Source organism: uncultured Sphingomonas sp., from assembly GCF_964237335.1.
Lineage (GTDB): Bacteria > Pseudomonadota > Alphaproteobacteria > Sphingomonadales > Sphingomonadaceae > Sphingomonas.
The window spans coordinates 46,691-66,731 of the sequence record NZ_CAXSHM010000004.1; the positions used below are offsets into that span (position 1 = coordinate 46,691).

The 20,041-nt window shown below is 71.9% G+C and carries 9 protein-coding genes; 1 reads left to right on the plus strand and 8 read right to left on the minus strand.

The genetic code is table 11. The features are described from left to right. Positions 1 to 26: 26 nt before the first annotated feature. From ACFE65_RS03650 to ACFE65_RS03660, 3 genes are read right to left on the minus strand one after another with little or no spacing between them, the layout of a single operon-like run. Complete coding sequence (locus ACFE65_RS03650) at positions 27 to 1,427, minus strand: efflux transporter outer membrane subunit (protein ID WP_375380982.1); 1,401 nt, start codon at positions 1,425 to 1,427, stop codon at positions 27 to 29. After that, positions 1,414 to 2,592 (minus strand): efflux RND transporter periplasmic adaptor subunit, encoded by a 1,179-nt coding sequence (locus tag ACFE65_RS03655; RefSeq protein WP_375380983.1) that lies wholly within the window; start codon positions 2,590 to 2,592, stop codon positions 1,414 to 1,416. The genes ACFE65_RS03650 and ACFE65_RS03655 overlap by 14 nt, the downstream gene beginning before the upstream one ends. Continuing rightward, positions 2,585 to 5,809 carry an efflux RND transporter permease subunit gene (locus tag ACFE65_RS03660; protein ID WP_375380984.1) on the minus strand — a complete coding sequence of 1,075 codons (3,225 nt, stop codon included), beginning with the start codon at positions 5,807 to 5,809 and terminating at the stop codon, positions 2,585 to 2,587. Before ACFE65_RS03660 ends, ACFE65_RS03655 begins: the two co-directional genes overlap by 8 nt. A gap of 167 nt (positions 5,810 to 5,976) precedes the next feature. On the opposite strand from ACFE65_RS03660, the gene ACFE65_RS03665 reads away from it, so the two are divergent. Next, positions 5,977 to 6,876 carry a LysR family transcriptional regulator gene (locus ACFE65_RS03665; RefSeq protein WP_375380985.1) on the plus strand — a complete coding sequence of 300 codons (900 nt, stop codon included), beginning with the start codon at positions 5,977 to 5,979 and terminating at the stop codon, positions 6,874 to 6,876. A 7-nt stretch (positions 6,877 to 6,883) separates the two neighbouring features. Here ACFE65_RS03665 and drmB read toward each other — a convergent pair whose 3' ends face one another. From drmB to drmD, 5 genes are read right to left on the minus strand one after another with little or no spacing between them, the layout of a single operon-like run. Continuing rightward, entirely contained in the window at positions 6,884 to 8,749 is a 1,866-nt protein-coding gene (gene drmB / locus ACFE65_RS03670) for a DrmB family protein (protein ID WP_375380986.1), read from the minus strand. A 34-nt stretch (positions 8,750 to 8,783) separates the two neighbouring features. Beyond that, positions 8,784 to 12,311, minus strand: coding sequence for a DISARM system helicase DrmA (gene drmA, locus ACFE65_RS03675; RefSeq protein ID WP_375380987.1), 3,528 nt, complete (start codon positions 12,309 to 12,311; stop codon positions 8,784 to 8,786). Beyond that, positions 12,308 to 14,911, minus strand: coding sequence for an Eco57I restriction-modification methylase domain-containing protein (locus tag ACFE65_RS03680; protein WP_375380988.1), 2,604 nt, complete (start codon positions 14,909 to 14,911; stop codon positions 12,308 to 12,310). Before ACFE65_RS03680 ends, drmA begins: the two co-directional genes overlap by 4 nt. After that, positions 14,908 to 16,467: a hypothetical protein gene (locus ACFE65_RS03685; protein ID WP_375380989.1), complete on the minus strand. Its 1,560-nt coding sequence runs from the start codon at positions 16,465 to 16,467 to the stop codon at positions 14,908 to 14,910. Before ACFE65_RS03685 ends, ACFE65_RS03680 begins: the two co-directional genes overlap by 4 nt. After that, positions 16,464 to 19,769, minus strand: a complete 3,306-nt coding sequence (gene drmD, locus ACFE65_RS03690; protein ID WP_375380990.1) for a DISARM system SNF2-like helicase DrmD — start codon at positions 19,767 to 19,769, stop codon at positions 16,464 to 16,466. The genes ACFE65_RS03685 and drmD overlap by 4 nt, the downstream gene beginning before the upstream one ends. Between the last annotated feature and the right edge of the window lie 272 nt (positions 19,770 to 20,041).

Consider the following 20,041-nt stretch of genomic DNA (forward strand, 5'->3'; position numbering starts at 1 on the left):
CCGCGCATCGTGGGGACCGCGCCCGCCTAGGCTGGGGCCGATCCGCCCAGCGCGCGGAACGTATCCGTCGCGATCGCGAGCTGCTGGCTGCGCACGTCCAGCAGCGCCCGCTCCGCGTCGAGCGCCGACGTCTGCGCGGTCACGACCTCCAGATAATCCGCCGCGCCGTCGCGATAGCGGATCAGCGCCAGGTCCCGCGTCCGCTCGGCGGCGGTGGCGGCGTCCAACTGGTCGCGCTGCTGCGCGACCAGCAGTCGTTGCGCGGCAAGGTCGTCCTCCACCTCGCGGAACGCGACGAGCACCGTCTGGCGGTAGTTGGCGGCGGCCTCGTCGAACTGCGCCCGCGCGATCCGGACACCCGCCCGCCGCCGGCCGCCGTCGAGGACCGTCAGGGCGATCTCCGCCGGGCCCAGCGCCCAGAAGCCGTTGGCCGCGCTTAGCAACGCGCCGCTCGCCGCCTCGAAGCCACCCGATGCGCCGAGCGTGAGGCTGGGGAACAGCGCCGCGCGCGCGACGCCGATGTTCGCGTTGGCGGCGGCGACGCGGCGCTCGGCGGCGGCGATGTCGGGGCGGCGCTGCAACAGCGTCGAGGGGATACCGGCGGGGATCGCGGGCGGCGCCTGCTGCCGGTCGACCACCGCGATCGAGAAGCCGGACGGCGCCACGCCCACCAGCACCGCGATCGCATGCTCGTCACGCTGGCGGTCGATCGCCACCGAGGACAGTTCGGACTTGGCGCTCGACAACAGGTTCTGCGCGCGGCTGACGTCGATGCCCGACGCGATGCCGCCGGTGTGACGCGTATCGGTCAGCGCATAGGCGCGGCCATAGGCCTCCACCGTCTCGCGCAGCAGCACGATCCGCGCGTCGAGGCCGCGCATGTCGAAATAGGCGGACGCGAGTTGCGCCTGCAGCCCCAGACGGACTCCGGCGACGTCGGACGCGCTCGCCTGCGCCGCCGCCTCGTTGGCGCGCACCGAGTTGCGCACGCGCCCGAACAGATCGACCTCATAGGCGACCGACGCGCTCACCGAGCCGAGCGTATAGGTGTCGGCGAAACCGTTGGTCAGCGGCCGGCCGGCGGAGACGCGCTGCCGACTGACATCGGCGCCGACGCCGACCTGCACCGCCCGGTCCGCGCGCGCCTGGCGCACGAGCCCGCGCGCCTGCTCGTAACGCGCAGCCGCCGCGGCCAGGCTGAAGTCGCCGGCGTCGATCCGCTGTTCGAGCGTGTCCAGCGTCGCATCATTCAGCGCCAGCCACCATCGGCCCTCCGCCGGCACGTCGAGGCCTGCGGGCTGCCAGCCAGCCGCCTCCTTGTACGCGGCCGGCGTCGGGATCGCCGGCGGCCGATAGGCGGGGGCCAGCGAGCAGGCACCGGTCGCCAGCGCCGCGACTAGGCCGATCAGCGCCCTACCCCGCCGCATGGTTGCTTCCCGACGCGGTGGCTCTCGCATGGCCGCTGGTCACGTCCACGGCGTCGCCGGTCTGGAGCGAGTCGGGCGGGTTGTCGATCACGCGGTCGGCCGACGTCACGCCCGTGCCGACCTCCACCGTGTCGCCGCGATCCTGCGCGATCGTTATCGTCTTCAGATGCGCCTTGCCGTCGTTGCCGACCAGCGCGACCTGCGTACCGTGTTCGCCGGTGATGAGCGCGCTCGCCGGCAGGACGACCGCGTTGCCGGCGGCCGCGAGCGGGAAGCTCGCCTGGGCATAGGCGCCCGGCTTCAGCGCCCGGTCGCCGTTCGCCGCCTGCAACTCGATCAGCACGGTGCCCGATCGCGGATCGACCGCGTCGGCGGTGCGGGTCAGCACCGCGTCGAACGTGCGCCCGGCATATTCAGGCAGCGCCAGCGTCACGTGCATGCCGGGGTGTATCTGCGCCGAATAGGATTGCGGCACCCGCACGAACACACGCATCCGGGTCACGTCCGACACGGTGAACAGCGGCGTCGACGCGGCGGTGCCGGCGGTGACGAGGCTGCCGATGTCGGTCGACCGGCTGGTCACCACGCCCGAGAACGGCGCGATCAGCCGCGTAAACCCTTGCGTGAACTGCAACCGGTTGACGTTGGCGCGCGCGGCATTGCTCAGCGCCGTCTTCGCCGCGAGGTCGCCGACCTTCTCGTCCGTCTCCTGCTTGGACACCGCGTCCTTGGACAGCATGTTCTGCCAGCGCGAGGCGGTGGAGGCGGCGAGCTGCTGGTTCGCCTGCGCGGTCTGCAGGTCCGCGCGCGCGGCGAGCAACTGCTGGTCCACCTCCGGCGCGTCCAGCACCGCGAGCGTCTGGCCCGAGCGGACGTCGTCGCCGATGTCGACATACCATTTGCGGACATAGCCGCTGGTACGCGCGTAGATCGGCGCGCTGTTGAGCGCCTGGAGGTTGGCCGGCAGCGTCAGCGCGGAGCCGGACACCGCCGGCTTGGGGTGGATCACCGTGACCGTCGGCGTCTCCTGCGCCGCCGTCCATCCCGCCAGTCGATGCTCGGACCGTGACCGCGTCGCGATGCCGGCCCCGACGACCGCGATCGCGATCGCTCCGGCGACGAACGCGATGCGCTTGGGGGAGCCCTTCGGCCCGACGTCAGACATGCGCTTTCCCCAGGATAGGATCTTCGTGCGGCGCAGCGGATCGCACCGCGCCGGCGTGGCGGCGATGCACCAGGCTGAAGATGACGGGCACAAACATCAGCGTCGCGAAGGTCGCGACGATCAGCCCGCCGATCACCGCGCGGCCGAGCGGCGCGTTCTGCTCACCGCCCTCGCCCAGCCCCAGCGCCATCGGCAACATGCCGATGATCATCGCGAGTGCCGTCATCAGCACCGGGCGGAAGCGCGTCATCCCCGCCTCCAGCGCCGCGCGCACTCCCTCGCCGTGCTCCGCGAGCCGCTCGCGCGCGAAGCTGACGACCAGGATGGCGTTGGCGGTTGCGACGCCCATGCACATGATCGCGCCCGTCAGCGCCGGCACCGACAGGGTGGTGCCGGTGATGAACAACATCCACACAATCCCCGCGAGCGCGCCCGGCAACGCGGTGATGATGACGAACGGGTCGAGCCAGCTCTGGAAGTTGACGACGATCAGCAGGTAGATCAGCACGATCGCGCCGACGAGGCCGAAGCCAAGGCCCGAGAAGGCGCTGTTCATGGTCGCGTATTGGCCGCGCAGCGCGACGGTCACGCCCTTGGGCGCCTGCGACTTCAGGTCGGCCATCACCTTCTTGATGTCGCCCGCGACCGCGCCGAGGTCACGGCCGTTGGGCGTCGCATAGATGTCGATCACCGGCGCGATGTTGTAGTGCGACACGACGGCAGGCGCGTCGGACCGTACGATGGTGCCAAGCCCGCCCAGCACCTGCTCTCCGCCCGTGCTTCCCGTCACGGGGATGCTCGACAGGTCGCTCATCGAGCCAACGCGATATTCGGGCGTCTGCGCGACCACCGGATAGGATACGCCGTTCTCCGGGTTGAGGAAGAAGACGGGCGCGGTCTGCGATGTGCCGGCGAGCGAGTTGGCGAGACTGGTCGTCACGTCGCGCTCCGTCAGGCCATATTGGCCGATCCGGCCGCGATCCACCGCGATGTTCAACTGCGGGTAGCGGGCGGATTGCTGGATGCGCGCGTCGGCGATGCCGGGGATCGCGTTGATGCGGCGCAGCAGCAGGCGCGCATAGGCGGCGTTGGCGACGGCGTCCTTGCCCGCGACCTGAACGTCGATCGGTGCGGGCGCGCCGAAGTTCAGGATCTGGCTGGTGATGTCCGCCGGCAGGAACGAGAAGGTCGATCCCGGGAAGGCGCGCGGCAGCACCTCGCGCAACGGGCGGACGTAGTCGGCGGTCGGTGCATGGCCCTCGCCCAGCTGGATCAGGATGTCGCCATCCTGCGGTCCGGTGGTGCCGGAGTTGTTGTACGTCGTGTTGATCGCGCTGACCGGCAGGCCGATGTTGTCGACCACCGACACCAGTTCGTCCGCAGGGATGATGCGGCGGATGCGCTGCTCGACCCGGTCGAACTCCGCCGACGTCTCCTCGACGCGGCTGCCGACCGGCGCGCGGACGTGGAGCGCCATCTGCCCCGCGTCGACGGTGGGAAAGAAGTTCTCGCCCAGGAACCCGACGAGCCCGAACGACAGCGCGACGGCGACGAGGAAGCCGATGACGAACGGCCGCGGCGTCGCCAGCGCCCGCTCGAGCAGGCTCCCGTAGCGGGTGCGGAACGCCTCGAACCTGACCTCGAACCCGCGCTGGAACCGCACCAGCGGGTTGCGCGACGCGGGGCTGCCCGCCGAATGCTGGTCGTGATCGTCGACGTGCGCGCCTGCAGTGACGTGGGGCTTCAGCAGATACATCGCCATCGTCGGCACCAGCGTGCGCGACAGGATGAAGCTCGCGATCATCGCGAACACCACCGCCAGCGCCAGCGGCACGAACAGGAAGCCGGCGACGCCCGGGAGGAAGAACATCGGCACGAACACGATGCAGATACATAGGAGCGACACGAACGCCGGCGTCACGATCTGCGCCGCGCCGTCCAGGATCGCGCTCGTTACCGACTTGCCCTGTTCGAGATGCCAGTTGATGTTCTCGATCGTGACGGTCGCGTCGTCCACCAGGATGCCGACCGCGAGGCTCAAGCCCCCCAGCGTCATCGTGTTGAGCGTGTTGCCCGTGATCGCGAGGCCGATGATCGCCGCCAGGATGGCGAGCGGGATCGAGATCGCGATGATGACGGTCGACCGCCATGAGCCGAGGAACAGCAGGATCATCAGCGAGGTCAGCGCTGCGGCGATCGCGCCTTCCTTCACCACGCCCGTCACCGCCGCCTTCACGAACAGCGACTGGTCGCCGATCGGCACGATCTTGAGCGTGGACGGCAGCGTCTGCTGGATCGCGGGCAGTGCGTCCTTGATCCCCTGCACGATCGACAGCGTCGAGGTCGCGCCGTTCTTCAGGATCGTCATCAGCACCGATCGCGAGCCGTCGACATGGACGACGTTGGTCTGCGGCGCGCTGCCGTCGCGCACATGCGCCACGTCGCGCATCGTGATCGTCGCGCCGTCCACCACCTTGACGGGCAGGTTGTTGAGCTCCGCGACGCTGCCCGGCGCGTTGTTGAGGCGGACGCTGTACTGGAAGCCGCCGATCTTGGCGAAGCCGGCCGGATTGATCTGGTTCTGCGCCGCGATCGCGTTGCCGACGTCCTGCGCCGACAAACCCTTGGATTGCAGCGCCTGCGGATCGAGATCGATCTGAATCTGCCGCGTACGCCCGCCCGACGCGGTCGGGATCGCCGCGCCCGGCACGGTGACGAGCCCCGGGCGTATCTGGTTCTGCGCCAGATCGAGCATCCTGCCCTCCGACAGTCCCTTGCCCGACAGCGCGAGTTGCAGGATCGGCACGGTCGACGCGCTGTAGTTCAGGATCTGCGGTGGCGTGACGCCCGGCGGCAACTGCTTCAGCACGGATTGCGATATGCTGGTCACCTGCGCGGTCGCGATGCGAACATCGGCGCCAGGCTGGAGGTAGATTTTCACCACGCCGATGCCCGGCATCGACTGGCTCTCGATATGGGCGATGTTGTTGACCGTCGTGGTCAGCGTCCGCTCGAAGGGCGTGATGATCCGGCCCGACATCTCGTCGGGCGACAGGCCGCTATACTGCCAGGCGGTGGCGATCACGGGGACGCGGATGTCGGGGAAGATGTCCACCGGCGTCTGCACCGCCGCGAGCACGCCGATGATGGCGATCAGGATCGCCATGACGATGAAGGTCAGCGGCCGCGCGAGCGCGATTCGGACGATCCCGATCATGGCTGTACCCCAAATTGGCCGCCGTCGCCGAGCGGCGAACGACCGTAAGAACAAACAAGCACCACTCTGGAAGCAATCCCATGGTGCTGCGGTGCGCCGTGTGGGCCTGTCATCCGTTTGTGTCCAATAGGGTTTCAGTGCCCATTGATAGGCTTTAGGTATCGATCATGGAGCTCAGGCATCTCCGCTACTTCGTCCTGCTCGCCGAGGAGCTGCATTTTGGCCGCGCTGCGGATCGCCTGGGCATCTCCCAGCCGCCGCTCAGCCAGCAGATCCGCGCGCTGGAGGCGGAACTGGGCGTGCGGCTGTTCGACCGGACCAGCCGCCGCGTCGCGCTGACGCCCGCGGGCACGCTGTTCCTGCCTGCCGCGCAGCGGACGCTGGACGAGGCGCAGCGTGCGGTCGCGATCGCGCTGCGCGCCGCGCACGGGGATCTCGGCGATCTCAGGGTCGGATTCAACGCGTCCGCGCCGTTCATCCCGCGCGTCGCGACCGCGATCCACGATTACCGCCAGCGCTACCCCGACGTGCGGCTGTCGCTGACGGAGTTCGCCGGCCCCGCCCCGGTCGACGCGATCGCCGCGGGCACGCTGGACGTGGGCTTCGTGCGGGCGTCCCGGCCGCCCGTCCTGCCCGCCGCCCTGACCGCGACGCTGCTGCTGGAGGAGCAGTTGTTCATCGGGATGCGCCCCGACCACCGCCTGGCCCGCGGCGACGGTGTGCGCCTGGTGCAGATGGGGGGCGAACCGATGGTCGTATATGCCAACGAGCGCAGCGGCGGTTCCACGGACGAGTTCTTCCGGCTGATGCGGCAGGCGTCGATGGAACCCGTCGTCGCGCAGAAGGTACACGAGGTCTCGACGTTGCTCGGCCTCGCGGCGGCCGGCGTCGGCATGGTGGTGGTCGCCGCGTCGCTTCGGGCGATCCAGTCGGCGGGGCTCATCTATCAGCCGATCCTCGACGAGGGCGCGGTCTCGTCGATGTGGCTCGTACGGCGGCGCGACGGCGTCACCGCGCCCTGCGCCAACTTCCTGGCGCTCATGGACGTCTGCCCGGCGGACGGCTGATCGCGCCTCATCCCGCGAACAGCGCCGCTCCCGGCGTCGACACCGTCGCGGCGGCCAGCGCGCGGTCGAGATACAGGTTGCGCGCCTCGCAGCTCGTCTCTGCCACCAGCAGGCAGCTGTGGCAGGCCGCGCCGCTCAGCGCGCGCTCGTCGGCATGCGCGTCGGGGTCGTGCTCGGCGCAGATCGGGTCGCCCGAGCATAGCGCCAGCCGGTCGAGCGCGCGCTCGACGATTGCGCCGAGCCGCGGCAGCGTCGCGATCAGCCCGCCGAGCGTGCCCTGCGCGCCGGTCGTCGCGGTGTACACCAGCAGCCCGAACCGGTCTCCGTCGGCATCGGAGATCGCGTACAGCCGCTCCTTCAGCGCGGTCGCCGGATAGCCGCAATCGAGCGCGATCTCGTTCATCAGCGCATGGGAGAAGCCGTGCATCGCGTGATAACCGGGCCCGGGCCAGCGCAGCTTGTCGCCATAGGGCTGACTGTCGCGCCAGCGTCCCCACCCGCGCTCCAGCGCATCCAGGCGCGCCGCGACCGCCGGCCGGGCCACCCAGGCGCGCAACGCGTCGACGTCGAAGCGCAGGAACACGCCCTCGCCGCGCTGTTCGACGGCCGGCAGCCACTCCAGGTCGGCGGCGAGCGCGGCACCCTCGACCGCCAGGTAAAGCTCTTCGAGGTTGCCGTCGATCGCGGTCGGCGCCGCCTCGAACCGGGTGAAGCCATAGAGGCACGACACCTCGCGCAGCCGGTGCACCGCCACGACGGAGGCGATCGGCGCCAGCCTCGGGCGATCTCCGCCCCAGTCGCCGCGCACCAGCGTCTGCGCGTGCAGTTTCGCGTCCGGCGCATCCGAGCCGATCTCCGCCAGGCCCGAGGCGAGCAGGTCGTATTCGGCGACCTTCGGCGCCTTTTCGAGGTTCTGGTGCCCGACGAGCCGAAGCTGGCGCACGCGAGCGAGCACGTCCTCGTCGCCCCATCCCTCCAACGCCGCGCGCAAGGCCGGATTGGACTTGCGCGCGGCGGCGACGTCCGCCGCCGTCTCCGTCCAGCCCAGCGCGTCCATATGCCCCTCGACCAGCCGGGTCAGCAGATCCTCGGCGGCGGGGAGCGAGATGACCGTCAGCACCTGCGGGAAATAGGCGTTGGTCGCGGTGCGGGTCAGGAAGCGGAGGTTCTCGTCGCACCCGCCCGGCTCGTCGGTATGCAGCCAGGGTCTCCGGCCGCGGCATTTGCCGAAGCGACCGTCGGCCTGCGCATCGCGCAGCGACAGCGCGGCGCCGCAGCCGCACACGACGCGCGTCGACTGCGGATCGCCCGACGTGCCGCGCTCCTCCAGCCACAGCGGCTGGGCGCATCGCTCCTTGCTGCCCGCGTGGACGGCGTAGCTCCAGTCGACGTCCTGCAGATGCCCCTTGCGGCAGCCGGCGACGAAGCGGATCGGCGTGACGCCCAACCGCCGGCCGTCGTCGTCGACCAGGTCGACGCGGCCGCGCGGATCGAGGTCGCGCCACCGCGCCAGACGCCGCCGGCGCAGCCCGTCCGCCTCCACCGCCTCCCGCGCGACGAACCAGGTCGGGAAGATGCGCGCCTCGACGCCCGGTGGCTCGCCGGTCCCGCGACGCCCCTCGTCGTCCACCGGCGGCGTGCGCAGGGTCAGCGCGACGCCGTCGTCGAGCCGGCGGTTGGCACGCAGCAGCGCTTCCAGCACCGCGACCGCGCGCGGCTCGTGGACCGGCTGCCAACTGCCGCGCTCGCGCATGTGCCACAGGTCGAGCCCGCCCATGATGACCGATCGCGTCGGCAGGTCCACCATCGCGCCCGGGCCGAAGCTGGTGACGAGCTGCGACTGGCGCAGCGTGACGCGCCGGGAGGAGTTCATGTTCGGTTGCCCATGTCGTCCGCTCCGTCCCGGCTCATCCAAGGTCCCCCGCGCCGGGCACGCGCTCGCCGTCCGGGCCGCGCGGCTTGACGAGGATGCCAGGCTCCACGTCGCGCATGCTCCAGCCGACCTCGAAACGGGCGTGGGCGGGGGCGAGCGTCGCGAGCGCGGGATCGAGCGGCGGGTGGAGCAGGCGCTGGGGGCGATCCTCGTAGCTGAACGTGCCGCCCGCCGCCGTCTGCTCCGCCGCGACCGCGACCCAGTCGTCGAGCAGGCCCTCGACCATCGCCGCGAGCCGCGCCTTGCCGCCGATCATGTCGCCGGGCGCGCGATCGACGAGGTGGCGGATCACCGCCGCGCGGGTCGCGGGTGAGCGCTCCAGCGCCGTCACCGCCGCGGACGGCGTCAGCGCCGGATCGAGGTGCCGCGCGATCGCGACCACTACCGCGGCCAGCGCGCGATCGAGCGCGCGCGGCGACCAGGGGGTGACGCTGGTCGCCTCCACCGCGCGGTAGAAGGTGTCGTGGAAATGGCCGAACTGCTCGAAGTGCATCCGGTCGCGGGGCTTGTGGACGTTGAGCACGACGACGACGAGCCCCGGGCGCGCGGGGTGGCGGCCGACGCGGCTGGTCGCCTGAATATATTCGGCCGCGGTCTTGGGCTGGCCCTGGACGAGCATCAGCCCCAGCCGCTCGATGTCGAGGCCGACCGAGATCATGTTGGTCGCGAGCGCGACATCGACGGGCGCTACGTCCGCGCCGCCCTGTCTCGCACCGCCGAACGTCGCCTCCAGCCGCTGCTTCGCCGCCGCCACCTGGTCGGTCGACACGCGCGAGGTGAGCTCGATCGGCTCGGCGAGCTGGCGGTCGGCGAAGGGCCGGTCGGGCGGTTCCAGCCGGCGTCGCTCGCTGCCGTAATGCGCGGCGCGCGCGGACACCTCGTCCTCGACGATGCGCCGCGCTCCCCCCAGCTCGCGCAGCGCATTGAAATAGCAGAGCGCGGTCAGGTAGGCGTCCGCCTTCCCTCTTGTCTCTGGGCCACCCTCCTCCGCCAGCCCTTGAGCGCCCGCGAGCAGCGTGACGAGCGCCTGGAGGAACACGAGCTTGGGCCCCCGCCCGGCCGCCGCCAGCCCGACGTACCAGCGCGCCGGGTCGCCCTCGCTCTCGGCCCGGGTCAGCGCGAAGAAACTGTCGCGCCGGTCGATGCCGGGGGCGGGGAAGATGCGCGTGTCCGCCCGGTCGAACAGCGCCTTGATCTGCCCGGCCGCGCGCCGGACGGTGGCGGTGGAGGCGACGATCTTGGGGCGGACCCGCACCCGCTCGCCATCTGGCCCGGCCACCTCGCGCGTCGCCAGCCGGTCGATCGCCGCCTCGTACAGCCCCGCGACGGTGCCGAGCGGGCCGGAGATCAGGTGCAGCTCGTCCTGGATCACCAGATCGGGCGGATCGAGGCACCAGCCACGCCCCGCCCCGGCGTCGAGCGGGCGGCCCTTGCCGGGCTCCGCGGCGCCGTAGAAGCCGTCGTCGTCCGCGCGGTCGACATGGCCGAAGAACGCGCCCGCCTGCCCGCGCCACGGCAGCGCGGCGAACTTGTCGACGGTGGCAATCAGGAACGCGGGCAGCCGGCGATAGATCGCCTCGTCCACCGTCACGATCGGCAGCGACCGGTCGCCGGTGAACGCGCAGTCGACATCGGCGCAGCGCAGCTCCAGGTTGGTCGGGCGATCGTCATTGGGCACGCAGCGGAAGCTCTGCGCGACGAAGGCGGTGCCGCACCAGGGGCAGGCCTTGATCGGCGCGGGCGCGCGCGGGTCGCGGCCCGACCGGAAGCGGCGCACCCGCTTGACGGCGGTGTCGTCGCTCTTGTCGCCGCGGCCGCCCAGCCGGTTGGGGCTAGCGTCCGAGCCGACCCACAGCCCGATCTCGATCCGCCAGTCGCCCAGCGCCGGGCGACCGTCGGGAGGGCGATAGTCCCGCCCCTCGCGCAGCAGCTCCAGCGCGCAGACGAGCCCCGCGGCGCGGCCGAGCTGGTCGAGCGTCAGCAGCCGCAGCGTGTAGCGCATGACGACGCTGACGCCCGCGCCGATCAGCCCCGCCCCGCCCAGCCGCCGATGCGCGATGGCGAAGGCGGCCAGCCCCAGATACGCCTCCGTCTTGCCGCCGCCGGTGGGGAAGAACAACAGGTCGGCAATCTCGCGGTCGGGGTGGCGCTTGTCGGCCAGCCCTTCGAGGTTGAGCAGGATGAAGGCGAGCTGGAACGGCCGCCACGCGGGTGCCCGGTCGCCGGGCCGGCGCGCGCGGGCGGCGTCGGCGACCGCGCGGTTGGCGATCTCGAACGCGGTGCGCGCGCGCACGTCCGCCGCCAGCAGCGCGATGCCCGCCGCGATCCGGCCGCGCGCCGCCACCTGCGCCGCGATCAGCGCCGCGGCGGTCGCCGATCGTTGCGGCGCGGTCGCGACGTCGGCCGCCGACGCCGCGATATGCTGATCGACGGTCCAGGCCGCATAGCCGGTCACCAGCGGTTCCAGCACCGCCCGCAACGCCTCGCCGCCCTCCCGTGCCAGCTCGGCGAGCCGATCCATGCCGAAGGCGACGCCCGGCACGGCGGCGGCCACCGTCCGCTCCACCGCCGCGCGCGGCAGGTGGGTGGTGTGGACGCCACGCACCGCTCGGTCGGCATCCGCGACATGCCCGGTCGCGCAGCCGAGCCCGACGGCATAGGCGGCGGCATCGCGATAGTGGAGGTCGGCGAGCTGGTCGTCCCAGTCGTCGCGGCTGATGCGTGACAGGTCGTGCTGCGGCACGAAGCCGGCCGCGCAGCGCAGCGCCAGCCGCGCCTGGTAGGCATAGGCGAGGTCGCGGTAGCGGGCGTGCGGCTCCAGCCGCTTGTTGACCAGGAACACGGTCACGACCCGCACGTCGCGGAACGCGCCCGAGGCGAGCCGCAGGCGGAACGGCCGCGCGCGGATGCCAAGCTCCAGCGCGCCGCCGGGCCGCGCGGTGGCGGCCGAGTCCGGCACGACCGTCGTCACCAGCCCCTCGTCCTCGCGCGGGATCCGCAGCGTCCGGACCTGCGCACGGGGGACCCGCCGCCAGGTGACGGGCTCGCCCCGCGGCTCAGTGCCGCTGTCCAATATGTCGGGCGGCAGCGGCGGCTCGGGGACGTAATCGCCCCAGCTCACCGCGACCTCGATCTCGCTCACGTCGTGATCGAGCATCGCCGACAGCCCGATCGAGCTCGGCAGGAAGCGGCGCCGCGCGGCGGGCTGCTCGGGCTCGTCATGGTCGCCGGCCGCCCCGCCGGCGCCGAAGCCCTCGGACTCCGGGAAATAGCTGTCGACCTCGTCCGGCTCCGCCTCCGCCGACGTCATGTGGGCGGGGGTGAGCTCGCCCGACGGCGCGATGAAGCCGCTGAGATACCAGCGCGACGGGCTCTCGCCGGCGGGCAGGCGCTCGGCGGCGAGGTCCGCGTCGTCGGGCTCGCTCGGCCCGATCAGGTTGCGCCGCAGCCGCCGCACCAGCTCCTCGCGCACGCCAGCCGCTGTTTCTGGCGCCGCTATCATAGGCTCCGCTCCGCCGCCGCGCGCTGCTCGTTCAGGCGCAGGAGGCGCGCGAGCAGCTCGTCGCGGAACGCCGCCGGCCAGAACAGGCGGCCCTGGTACTGGTGATCGTCCTCAATCTCCGCGTCGAGGAACACGGGCGCGGCGCGCGTCGCGAGATCGTCCCAGCCATAGGCGCGCAGCACCGCGCGATCCATGTCGTCGTGCAGCCGGCGCAGCGCCACGATGTCGTCGGCTTCGTCGGCGCTGGCGTGGAAGCGGTTGTAAGTGGGCGTCATCCCCTGATCCCGCGCGATCATGAGCGCGGCGCGGGTGTCGTGGTACGCCAGGCCCGCGGCGTCGAGGTCGGGCGCGTCGGCATAGCCGGGCGGCAGCGGGAATGTCTCGAAACAGTCGGAGGGCGTGTAACGCAGATCGTCCTTCATCGAGGACGCGAAGAAGCGGGCCCAGACCTCGTGGACGCGGGACTGGAGGGTCGCGAAGGCGGCATGGGTTGAGAGGGCGAAGACGGCGGCCGTGTGCGAGAACACGCCTTCGGCCGATCTCCGGGCGAAGGATACGTGCGGCGTTGCTCCACAGTTGATTGCCAACACATGACTGAGGGGCTTGATGGTCCCGTACAACTCCGATCGCGTCCGCAGGAAGCGCCACCAGATGCGTCGTCCTGTTTCATCCCTCTGCTTCAGCCGCTCGGGTCTCACGCGATCTTCGACGATCGCCGCCAGTTCCGGCCAGTCCTCGGCCACGGGTCCCGGATACTCAGGTGCGACGATCCCGGATCGCAGTTGAACATGGCGCTCGACGTCCGACAACGATGACCAACTCGGCCCCTCGCCCTTCCGACGAAGCGGCCAGTTCGCGAAATCGATCGTGTATCGGTGATGTGAGAAGGTGGGCGAGTTGTTCAGCTCCTCCCCACCTATATACGGCTTTATCGCCTCCAGATTGCGAGGATCTTTCGCGATTAGCCGTTCCATGTCGGCCAGCGTCGACGCCTTGCCTCTTGCTGCGTTCACGTCGTCGAATGTGAATCCCATCCCCAACAGGAACGAGCCGATGAACGACTTGCCCGCATTCTCCCGCAGCGTCGCTGGCGAGCCGTCCATGTCGCCCTCGACCAGATAGGCGGAGATGCGCCGCACCGGTCGGCCGTCGAGCATCGCTCCCCCTCCGTCACCCCGGACTTGATCCGGGGTCCCGCTGACTGCCCCCGCGTCGAAGAAGCGGGACCCCGGGTCGAGCCCGGGGTGACGGTCAGGAGTGGGCCGGGTCGCCTGCGCATATGCTTCTTCGTGGCTGTGAGCGTCCGGATCCGGAGGGCTGTTACGGGATGGCGCCGACACCGTCGCGCCCTTCCGCACGAACACCTGGCTCACCACCACCGCCGCCTCGCCCTCCCAGCGGTGGCGGCTGACGGCGCGGTAGATGATGCCGCCGTCCGCCACGATCCGCTCGAGCCCGGTCGCGCGTGTGTCGCCCTGGCGGATGGTGTTGGTCGCGATCAGCCCGAACGCGCCGCCCCGCCGCAACAGGCCGAAGGCGCGGCGGAAGAAATGCGCCGACAGGTCCGCATTGCCGTGCGCGCCGGGGTGCAGCGTCTTGAGCCAGTCGGGATAGGCGAGCGGATGGCCGGACGCGATCGTGTTCTTGCCCGCGAACGGCGGATTGCCGACGATCGCGTCGAAGCCCGGATTGGGCCGGCTGAACACGCCCTCGAACTCGAGCTCCCAATGGAAGCCCGTGATCCCGATTGCGGAGGCGCGCAGCCGCTCACCCATCGCCGCAAGCCGCCCCCAACTCTGCGGGCTCGGCGCCTCGGCGCACTGCTGCACCTCGACGAGGTTGATCGCCCGCTCACGCGCATTGACGCCGGTGAAGAACGCCTCCAGCACCGCGTCAGCGATCAGTCGCGCATAGTGAAGCGCGCCAGCCTTTTTACGGTAGCGCGCCTCCTGCGCGGCGTAGGACGCGATCTCCGCCTCAGCGCGGATCAGCCGATCGAGTCCGGCCGCCTCGCGCAGGGCGTCCCGTACGATGCCTTCGATGAACGTGTGCTGGCCCGACACCTTGCCCCAGGTCACCGCCGTGATCTTGGGGTTGGGCAGGCCGACCAGGCTGTCGCCGTGGCGCAGCACATGGTCGAGGAAGGTGAACTCGTGCCGGCTCGCCAGCGTCTCCAGCCACAGCGACAGCTTCGCGAGGTCGAGCGCCAGCGGGTTGCGGTCGACGCCGTGCAGGCAATGCTGCGCCACCAGCCGCTTGGCGTGGAGCAGCGCGTCCTCGTCGGGTGGGATCGTCGGGCGCTGCGCGGGCCAGCGCTCCCACGCCTCGACCAGCCGGTCGCCCAATTGCCGGCACGCCTCGACCAGGAACGCGCCCGATCCCACCGCCGGGTCGCAGATCTTGAGGTCCAGCACCTCGCCTGGCGTCGCGTCCGGCCCGATCCGCATGAAGGCGGGTTCCAGCGCGTGGCGGACGATCGGCGCGGTCAGCGAGCGCGGCGTATAATGGCTACCGGTACGCCGCCGCTCGTCGGTCGGCTGCAGCGTCGGCGTCCCCTCCGCCACGGCGGCGCCGCGTGGGCAGGCGCGCGCGTCGATCACCGGGCGAGCGCGGCGGTCAGCGCCGCGACGTCCTCCGCCGTGCGAAGCGCCTTGGCCACCGTGGCCGGGAACTGCCCCCGCCCCGTCCACGCCTTCAGCAGCCGCGTCCGCTCCGTCCCGGCCGCCTGCGCGAGCGCGGCGAGGTCGACCCACACCGGCACCTTGTTGGCCTTGCCCGCGCGGATCGCCACCGTCGGCCCGCCCGCCAGCTCGACGGTGAAGCCCATCACCGTCTCGTACACCGACCCGATCTGCTCGACGCTGAGCGATCGGTACGCCACCCGCTCGCCGTCCAGCGTCAGCAGCCCGTCGAGCACGCGCAGCACACAGCCGTCGGACACCGTCAGCACCTGCTCAGGCTCGCCCGGCGCCGATCGGCCGAGCAGGAACGGGAACGCGCCCTCGTCGAACAGCTTGCCGCCGCGCGCCTGCATGAAGCCCGACGGATGCCCGCGCTCCACCAGCCGGAACAGCGCCAGCAGCCGCCCCCACGCACCGCGCCGGTCGTCCATCGTGTCGGGGTTGAGCGCCCGGTCGTCCAGCAGCCGGACGTGCAGCCCGCCCAGCGCATAGCCCTGCTCGTACAGCGTCGCCGCGGGGCCGCCCTCGGCGGACGGCATCAGGCCGCGATCCTCGGCGTAGAGGATGAAGATCAGCCGCAGCAGCACGGTCAGCAGTCCCTCGTACAACTGGTGCGGGTCGCTCGCCGCGACGCCGCGCACCAGCTCGGGCGCGGCGGCGTCCAGCCCGCGCAACAGCTCGTGGAGGCTGGCGAGCACCTGTCCCGCCAACCGCGCCGACACCGCCGCCTGCGCCGCCCGGCTTTCGGCCAGCAGCGTCGGCAGCCGGTGCGACGGAGCGCCGGTGAACAGCGCATGCGCATCGAGCAGCAGCTTCAGCCCCGCGAGCATCCCGCGCCCGGACACCTCCGCCAGCGCCGTCAGCGGCCAGGACGCGTGGCCCGACGCCTCGCCCTTGGGCGCGACGACCAGGCGCAGCACCGGCTCCAGCGGCGCGCGCTCGCCCTCGCCATCGCCGGGTTTGCGGCCCGTCTCGCGCAGGCCGACCAGCACGCCCGCCGCCACGCCCGTCTCGCGCAGCAGCCGCTCGAACCGTTGCTGCGCGGTCGCCTCCCACCCGTCGAGCGCGCCGCGCCGGTCGAGCACCGTGCCCGGCTCCTCGATGCAGACGAGCAACTGGACGCCGTCGCCGGCAGGATCGCCCGACGGGTCGACAGAGGGCGCGTGCACCGCCCAGTCGGGGCGCAGCAGCGTCTCGCCGTCGCGCAGCGAAACCGTCAGCCGGTCGGGCAACGGCGGCCCACCGGCCAGGCCCAGCATCCGTTCCGCCGGCCAGCCGAGTACGTCGCGGAACAGCGGCCACGCCTCGCCGCCCGCGAGCCGGTCGAGCGCCACCGCCACCGCCTCGCCGTCGCGCGCTCGCTGCGGCTCGGGCCACAGCCCCAGCCGCGCGAGCACCGCCGGCGCCACGACGAGCCCGGTGGGCTGGAGATAGCCGAGCCAGTCGTGCCGGCCCGCGTCCAGGAGGCCGCTCATGCTGCGCGCCCTCCCCCATTCTCCGTTCGTGCTGAGCCTGTCGAAGCACTGTCCTTCTTCGCGAGCGAGGACAGCCCTTCGACAAGCTCAGGGCGAACGGGATTGGGGGTGCCACGCTTTCCCTCAGGCCACAGGTACACCACCCCGATCGGCTCCAGCCGCGTGGCGCGGACGCGGTGGGCGGCGCGCACACGTTCGGGCTCGCGCTCCAGCTCGTCGTCCAGCCGCGTCGTGGCACGGTCCCAGGATCGCCGGTCCGCCGCCCGCTGCCGCGCCTCGCCCGCGTCGAGCAGCAGCGTGAGTTGGGCGTCGTCGTCGCCACGCTCGCGCCGGATGCGCTCGATCCGGTCGCGCAACAGCCGTTCGAGACTCGCCGCCTCCGCCTCCGCCCGGCGCGCGAGTTCCGCCGCCACCCGCTCCGCGCGTGCCGCCGCGCGCTCCTCCAGCGCCGGCCGGAGCGCGGCGACGTCGGCGGCCGCGCCGGCGGTCAGCCGCGCGACCAGCGCCGGATCGACGGTTCGCGCATTCGCCATCGCGGCGATCATCTCGTCCAGCACCCGCATCTCGGCCTCGCGGCCGGGCGCCAGCGGGCGCAGGCCACCTGCCTCGCCGGCGCGGTCCCGCCAGTCGGCGGCGACGCTCAGCACCTCCTCGTGCAGCCGCGCCGCGCCCTCGCCGTAGAGCGCCAGCCGCCCGATCAGCACGACTCGCGGGGCTGGGACGCTCGCCGCGATGACGCAGGCGCGGTCGAGGCCCTGCCGGAAGCCCGCGGTCAGGAACCGGCCGAGCAGCCGCCGCACCAGCCGATGCTCCAAGTGAAGCTGCACCACATCGCCCGCGTCGCGCCCGTCGGGCAGGATCGCGGGCGCGAAGCTGACGCGGCGGACGGCGGCGTCGGGGCTCGCGCGCCACTGCCCCGGCTTCTCGCCTGGCGCAGGGCCGCGGGCACGCAAGTCGTCGAGCAGCGGCTGCCAGCTCGGGTCCGCCGCCAGCGTCGCCTGGTCTAGCGCGAACACCGGCGTCGCGCCCACCGCGCCCTGCCCGTCCCACGCCCCGCCCGCGCGCGCCAGCGCCAGCCCCACCACCGATTGCAGCTCGTCCGGCTCCACCCCGACGCGCGCCCGCGCCTGCGCCAAGGCGGAAGCCAGATCCGCCTGCTCGCGCCGCAACCGCGCGAGCCGCGCCGCCTCGCCGTCATCGAGATCGCGCACCGCCGCCCGCACCCGCTCGTCCGCGCCTGCGTCGCGGATGCGCTCGGCGAGGTCGCGCGCGTCGGCCCGGCCGATGCCGCCGCCCGCCAGCCGCTCGGCGATCCGGTCGCCCAGCACCTGGCCCGCCGACCCAAGCTGCCGCCGGATCGCCTCGGTCTTCCGCACCAGCGCGTCGAGCACCACGTCCTCGGGCCGCTGCGCATAGACGAAATAGCGGCAGGTGACGGTGGCGCTCGGTTGCAGCTTGCGGTCGATCCGCCCGTTGCGCTGTTCGAGCCGCGACGGGTTCCACGGCAGGTCGACGTGCACCAGGTCGTGGCATTGCGACTGGAGGTTGATCCCCTCGCGCGCCGCGTCGGTGCAGATCAGGATGCGGATCGGATCGGCGGGATCGTTGAACGCGCGCTTCAGCGCCTCGCGCCGCTCGATGGAGGTGACGCCGGTGAAGCTGTCGATCCGCCTGGCCTCATGGCGATCCATCGGGTCGAGCAGAACCGACAGCTGCCGCTGCAGCCAGCGGCGCGTGTCCTCATATTCGGTGAACAGGATCAGCCGCCGATCGCGCCAGCGCCCGTCGGCATCGAGCAGGTCCGCGCGCGCCCAGTCGAGCAACCAGCGCACCCGCGCGTCCGGTCCGTGGCGCGCGGCTTCCGCCACCACCAGCATCGCCGCCGCCTGCGCACGCTCGGCCTCGAGCTGCGCGCGGTCCGCCTCCGCCGCGCCGGCGAGCGCCGCCGACGCCCCATGCGCCGCCTCGGCCAAGGCGAGCCGGTCGAGTGCCGCTTCCTCGTCGGCGGCAAGCTCCGGCGCTTCGGGCTCGGCATCGTCCACGTCACCGGGGCGCGCATCGCCGGCGATCAGCCGGTCCAGCGCGGCCAAATGGACGCGCAGCGTGCGCGCGAACGCCGGGATCGAGGAGAGCAACCGCTGCTGGAGCCCGACGAACGCGAGTCGCGCCTGCGCCGCGCGAACCTTCGCCAACCGCCCGACGCGCCGCTCCCGCAACGCCCGATAGTCGGCCAGCATCGCCGCCAGCCGCAGCTCGGGCGCGTCGTCGGCCAGGCCGTCGAGCACCACCGCCTCGACCAGCCGCTCGGGAAACGCCTCGCCCAGCGCGCGCAGGTCGCTCTTCAGCCGGCGCACCATCACCGGCTCCAGGTCCGCCGCCGTCACGGCCACGCCGCGCGTGAACCGCTGCGGGTCGAGCAGCTCCAGCAGCGTCGCGAAGCTGTTGGGGTGGCCGTTGTGCGGCGTCGCGGACAGGAACAGCCGGTGCTCGAACCGGTCCGACAGGTCGCGCAGCTCGCGGGTGAACTGGCTCTCGATCGCGTACCGGCCATCACCGGCGGGCGCGGCATGATGCGCCTCGTCGAGGATCAGGATCGATCGCGCGCGGAAATCCTCCAGTACATCACGTAGCCCGGCGACATAGGCCTCGTCGCCCAGCAGCCGGTGCGACAGGATGAAGCGCGATCCCGCCGCCCAGGGGTTGGCGCCATAGCCGCGCCGGCGGCGCAGATCCTCGAGGTAGCGGCGGTCGACGATGTCGAACGACAGGCCGAACTTGGTCGCCAACTCGTCGCGCCACTGGCCGGTCATCGACGCGGGCGCGAGCACCACCGCATAGTCGACCCGCCGCCGCACCAGCAGCTCGCGCAGGACGAGGCCAGCCTCCACCGTCTTGCCCAGCCCGACGTCGTCGGCGATCAGCAGGTTGACGCGCGGCAGCCGCAACGCCTTGCGCAGCGGCAGCAACTGGTACGGATCGAGGCGGATGCCGGCGCGGAACGGCGCCTGGAACAGGTCGCGCTCGGCAGCGGTCGCGGTGCGCCACTTGACCGTGCGCAGATAGGCGGAGAACGCGCGCGGATCGTCGCCACCGGCGGTTCCTAGCGCCGCCCACGCCTCCTCGTCGCGCAGCGTCGGATCGATCTCCGCGCCCCACAGCACCCGCGCGTTCTCGCCACTCGCATCGTCGTCGACGCAGGCGAGGCGGTGCCCCGCGAACGGCGCGTCGGGCTCGCCCTCGACCAGCCACAGCCGGCCGCGCAGCGAGACGAACTGGCCGGTGCGGGGTTGGAGGGTGGGCACGCGAGCGGGCGAGCGAACTAGAGCGACGTCATCGAGTAGGGCGACGCGGTTTCTGTCTCGCCAGCCCACGCAGCCTGTGCCTTCGCCACAACCTTGCTCCCCAACCCAGATCAGCGTGTCGCCGGATCGGGGCATGAGCCACCCGACGACTCATCCGTTTCGGCAGCAATGCCAGGATGTTCGATCGTCGTTTGATGTTCGTTCGACGATAGGTTCTTCCATTGCGGAGGGATCATGGTTCGTTCCGGGCGCATATCCGCTTCCGTCCTTCG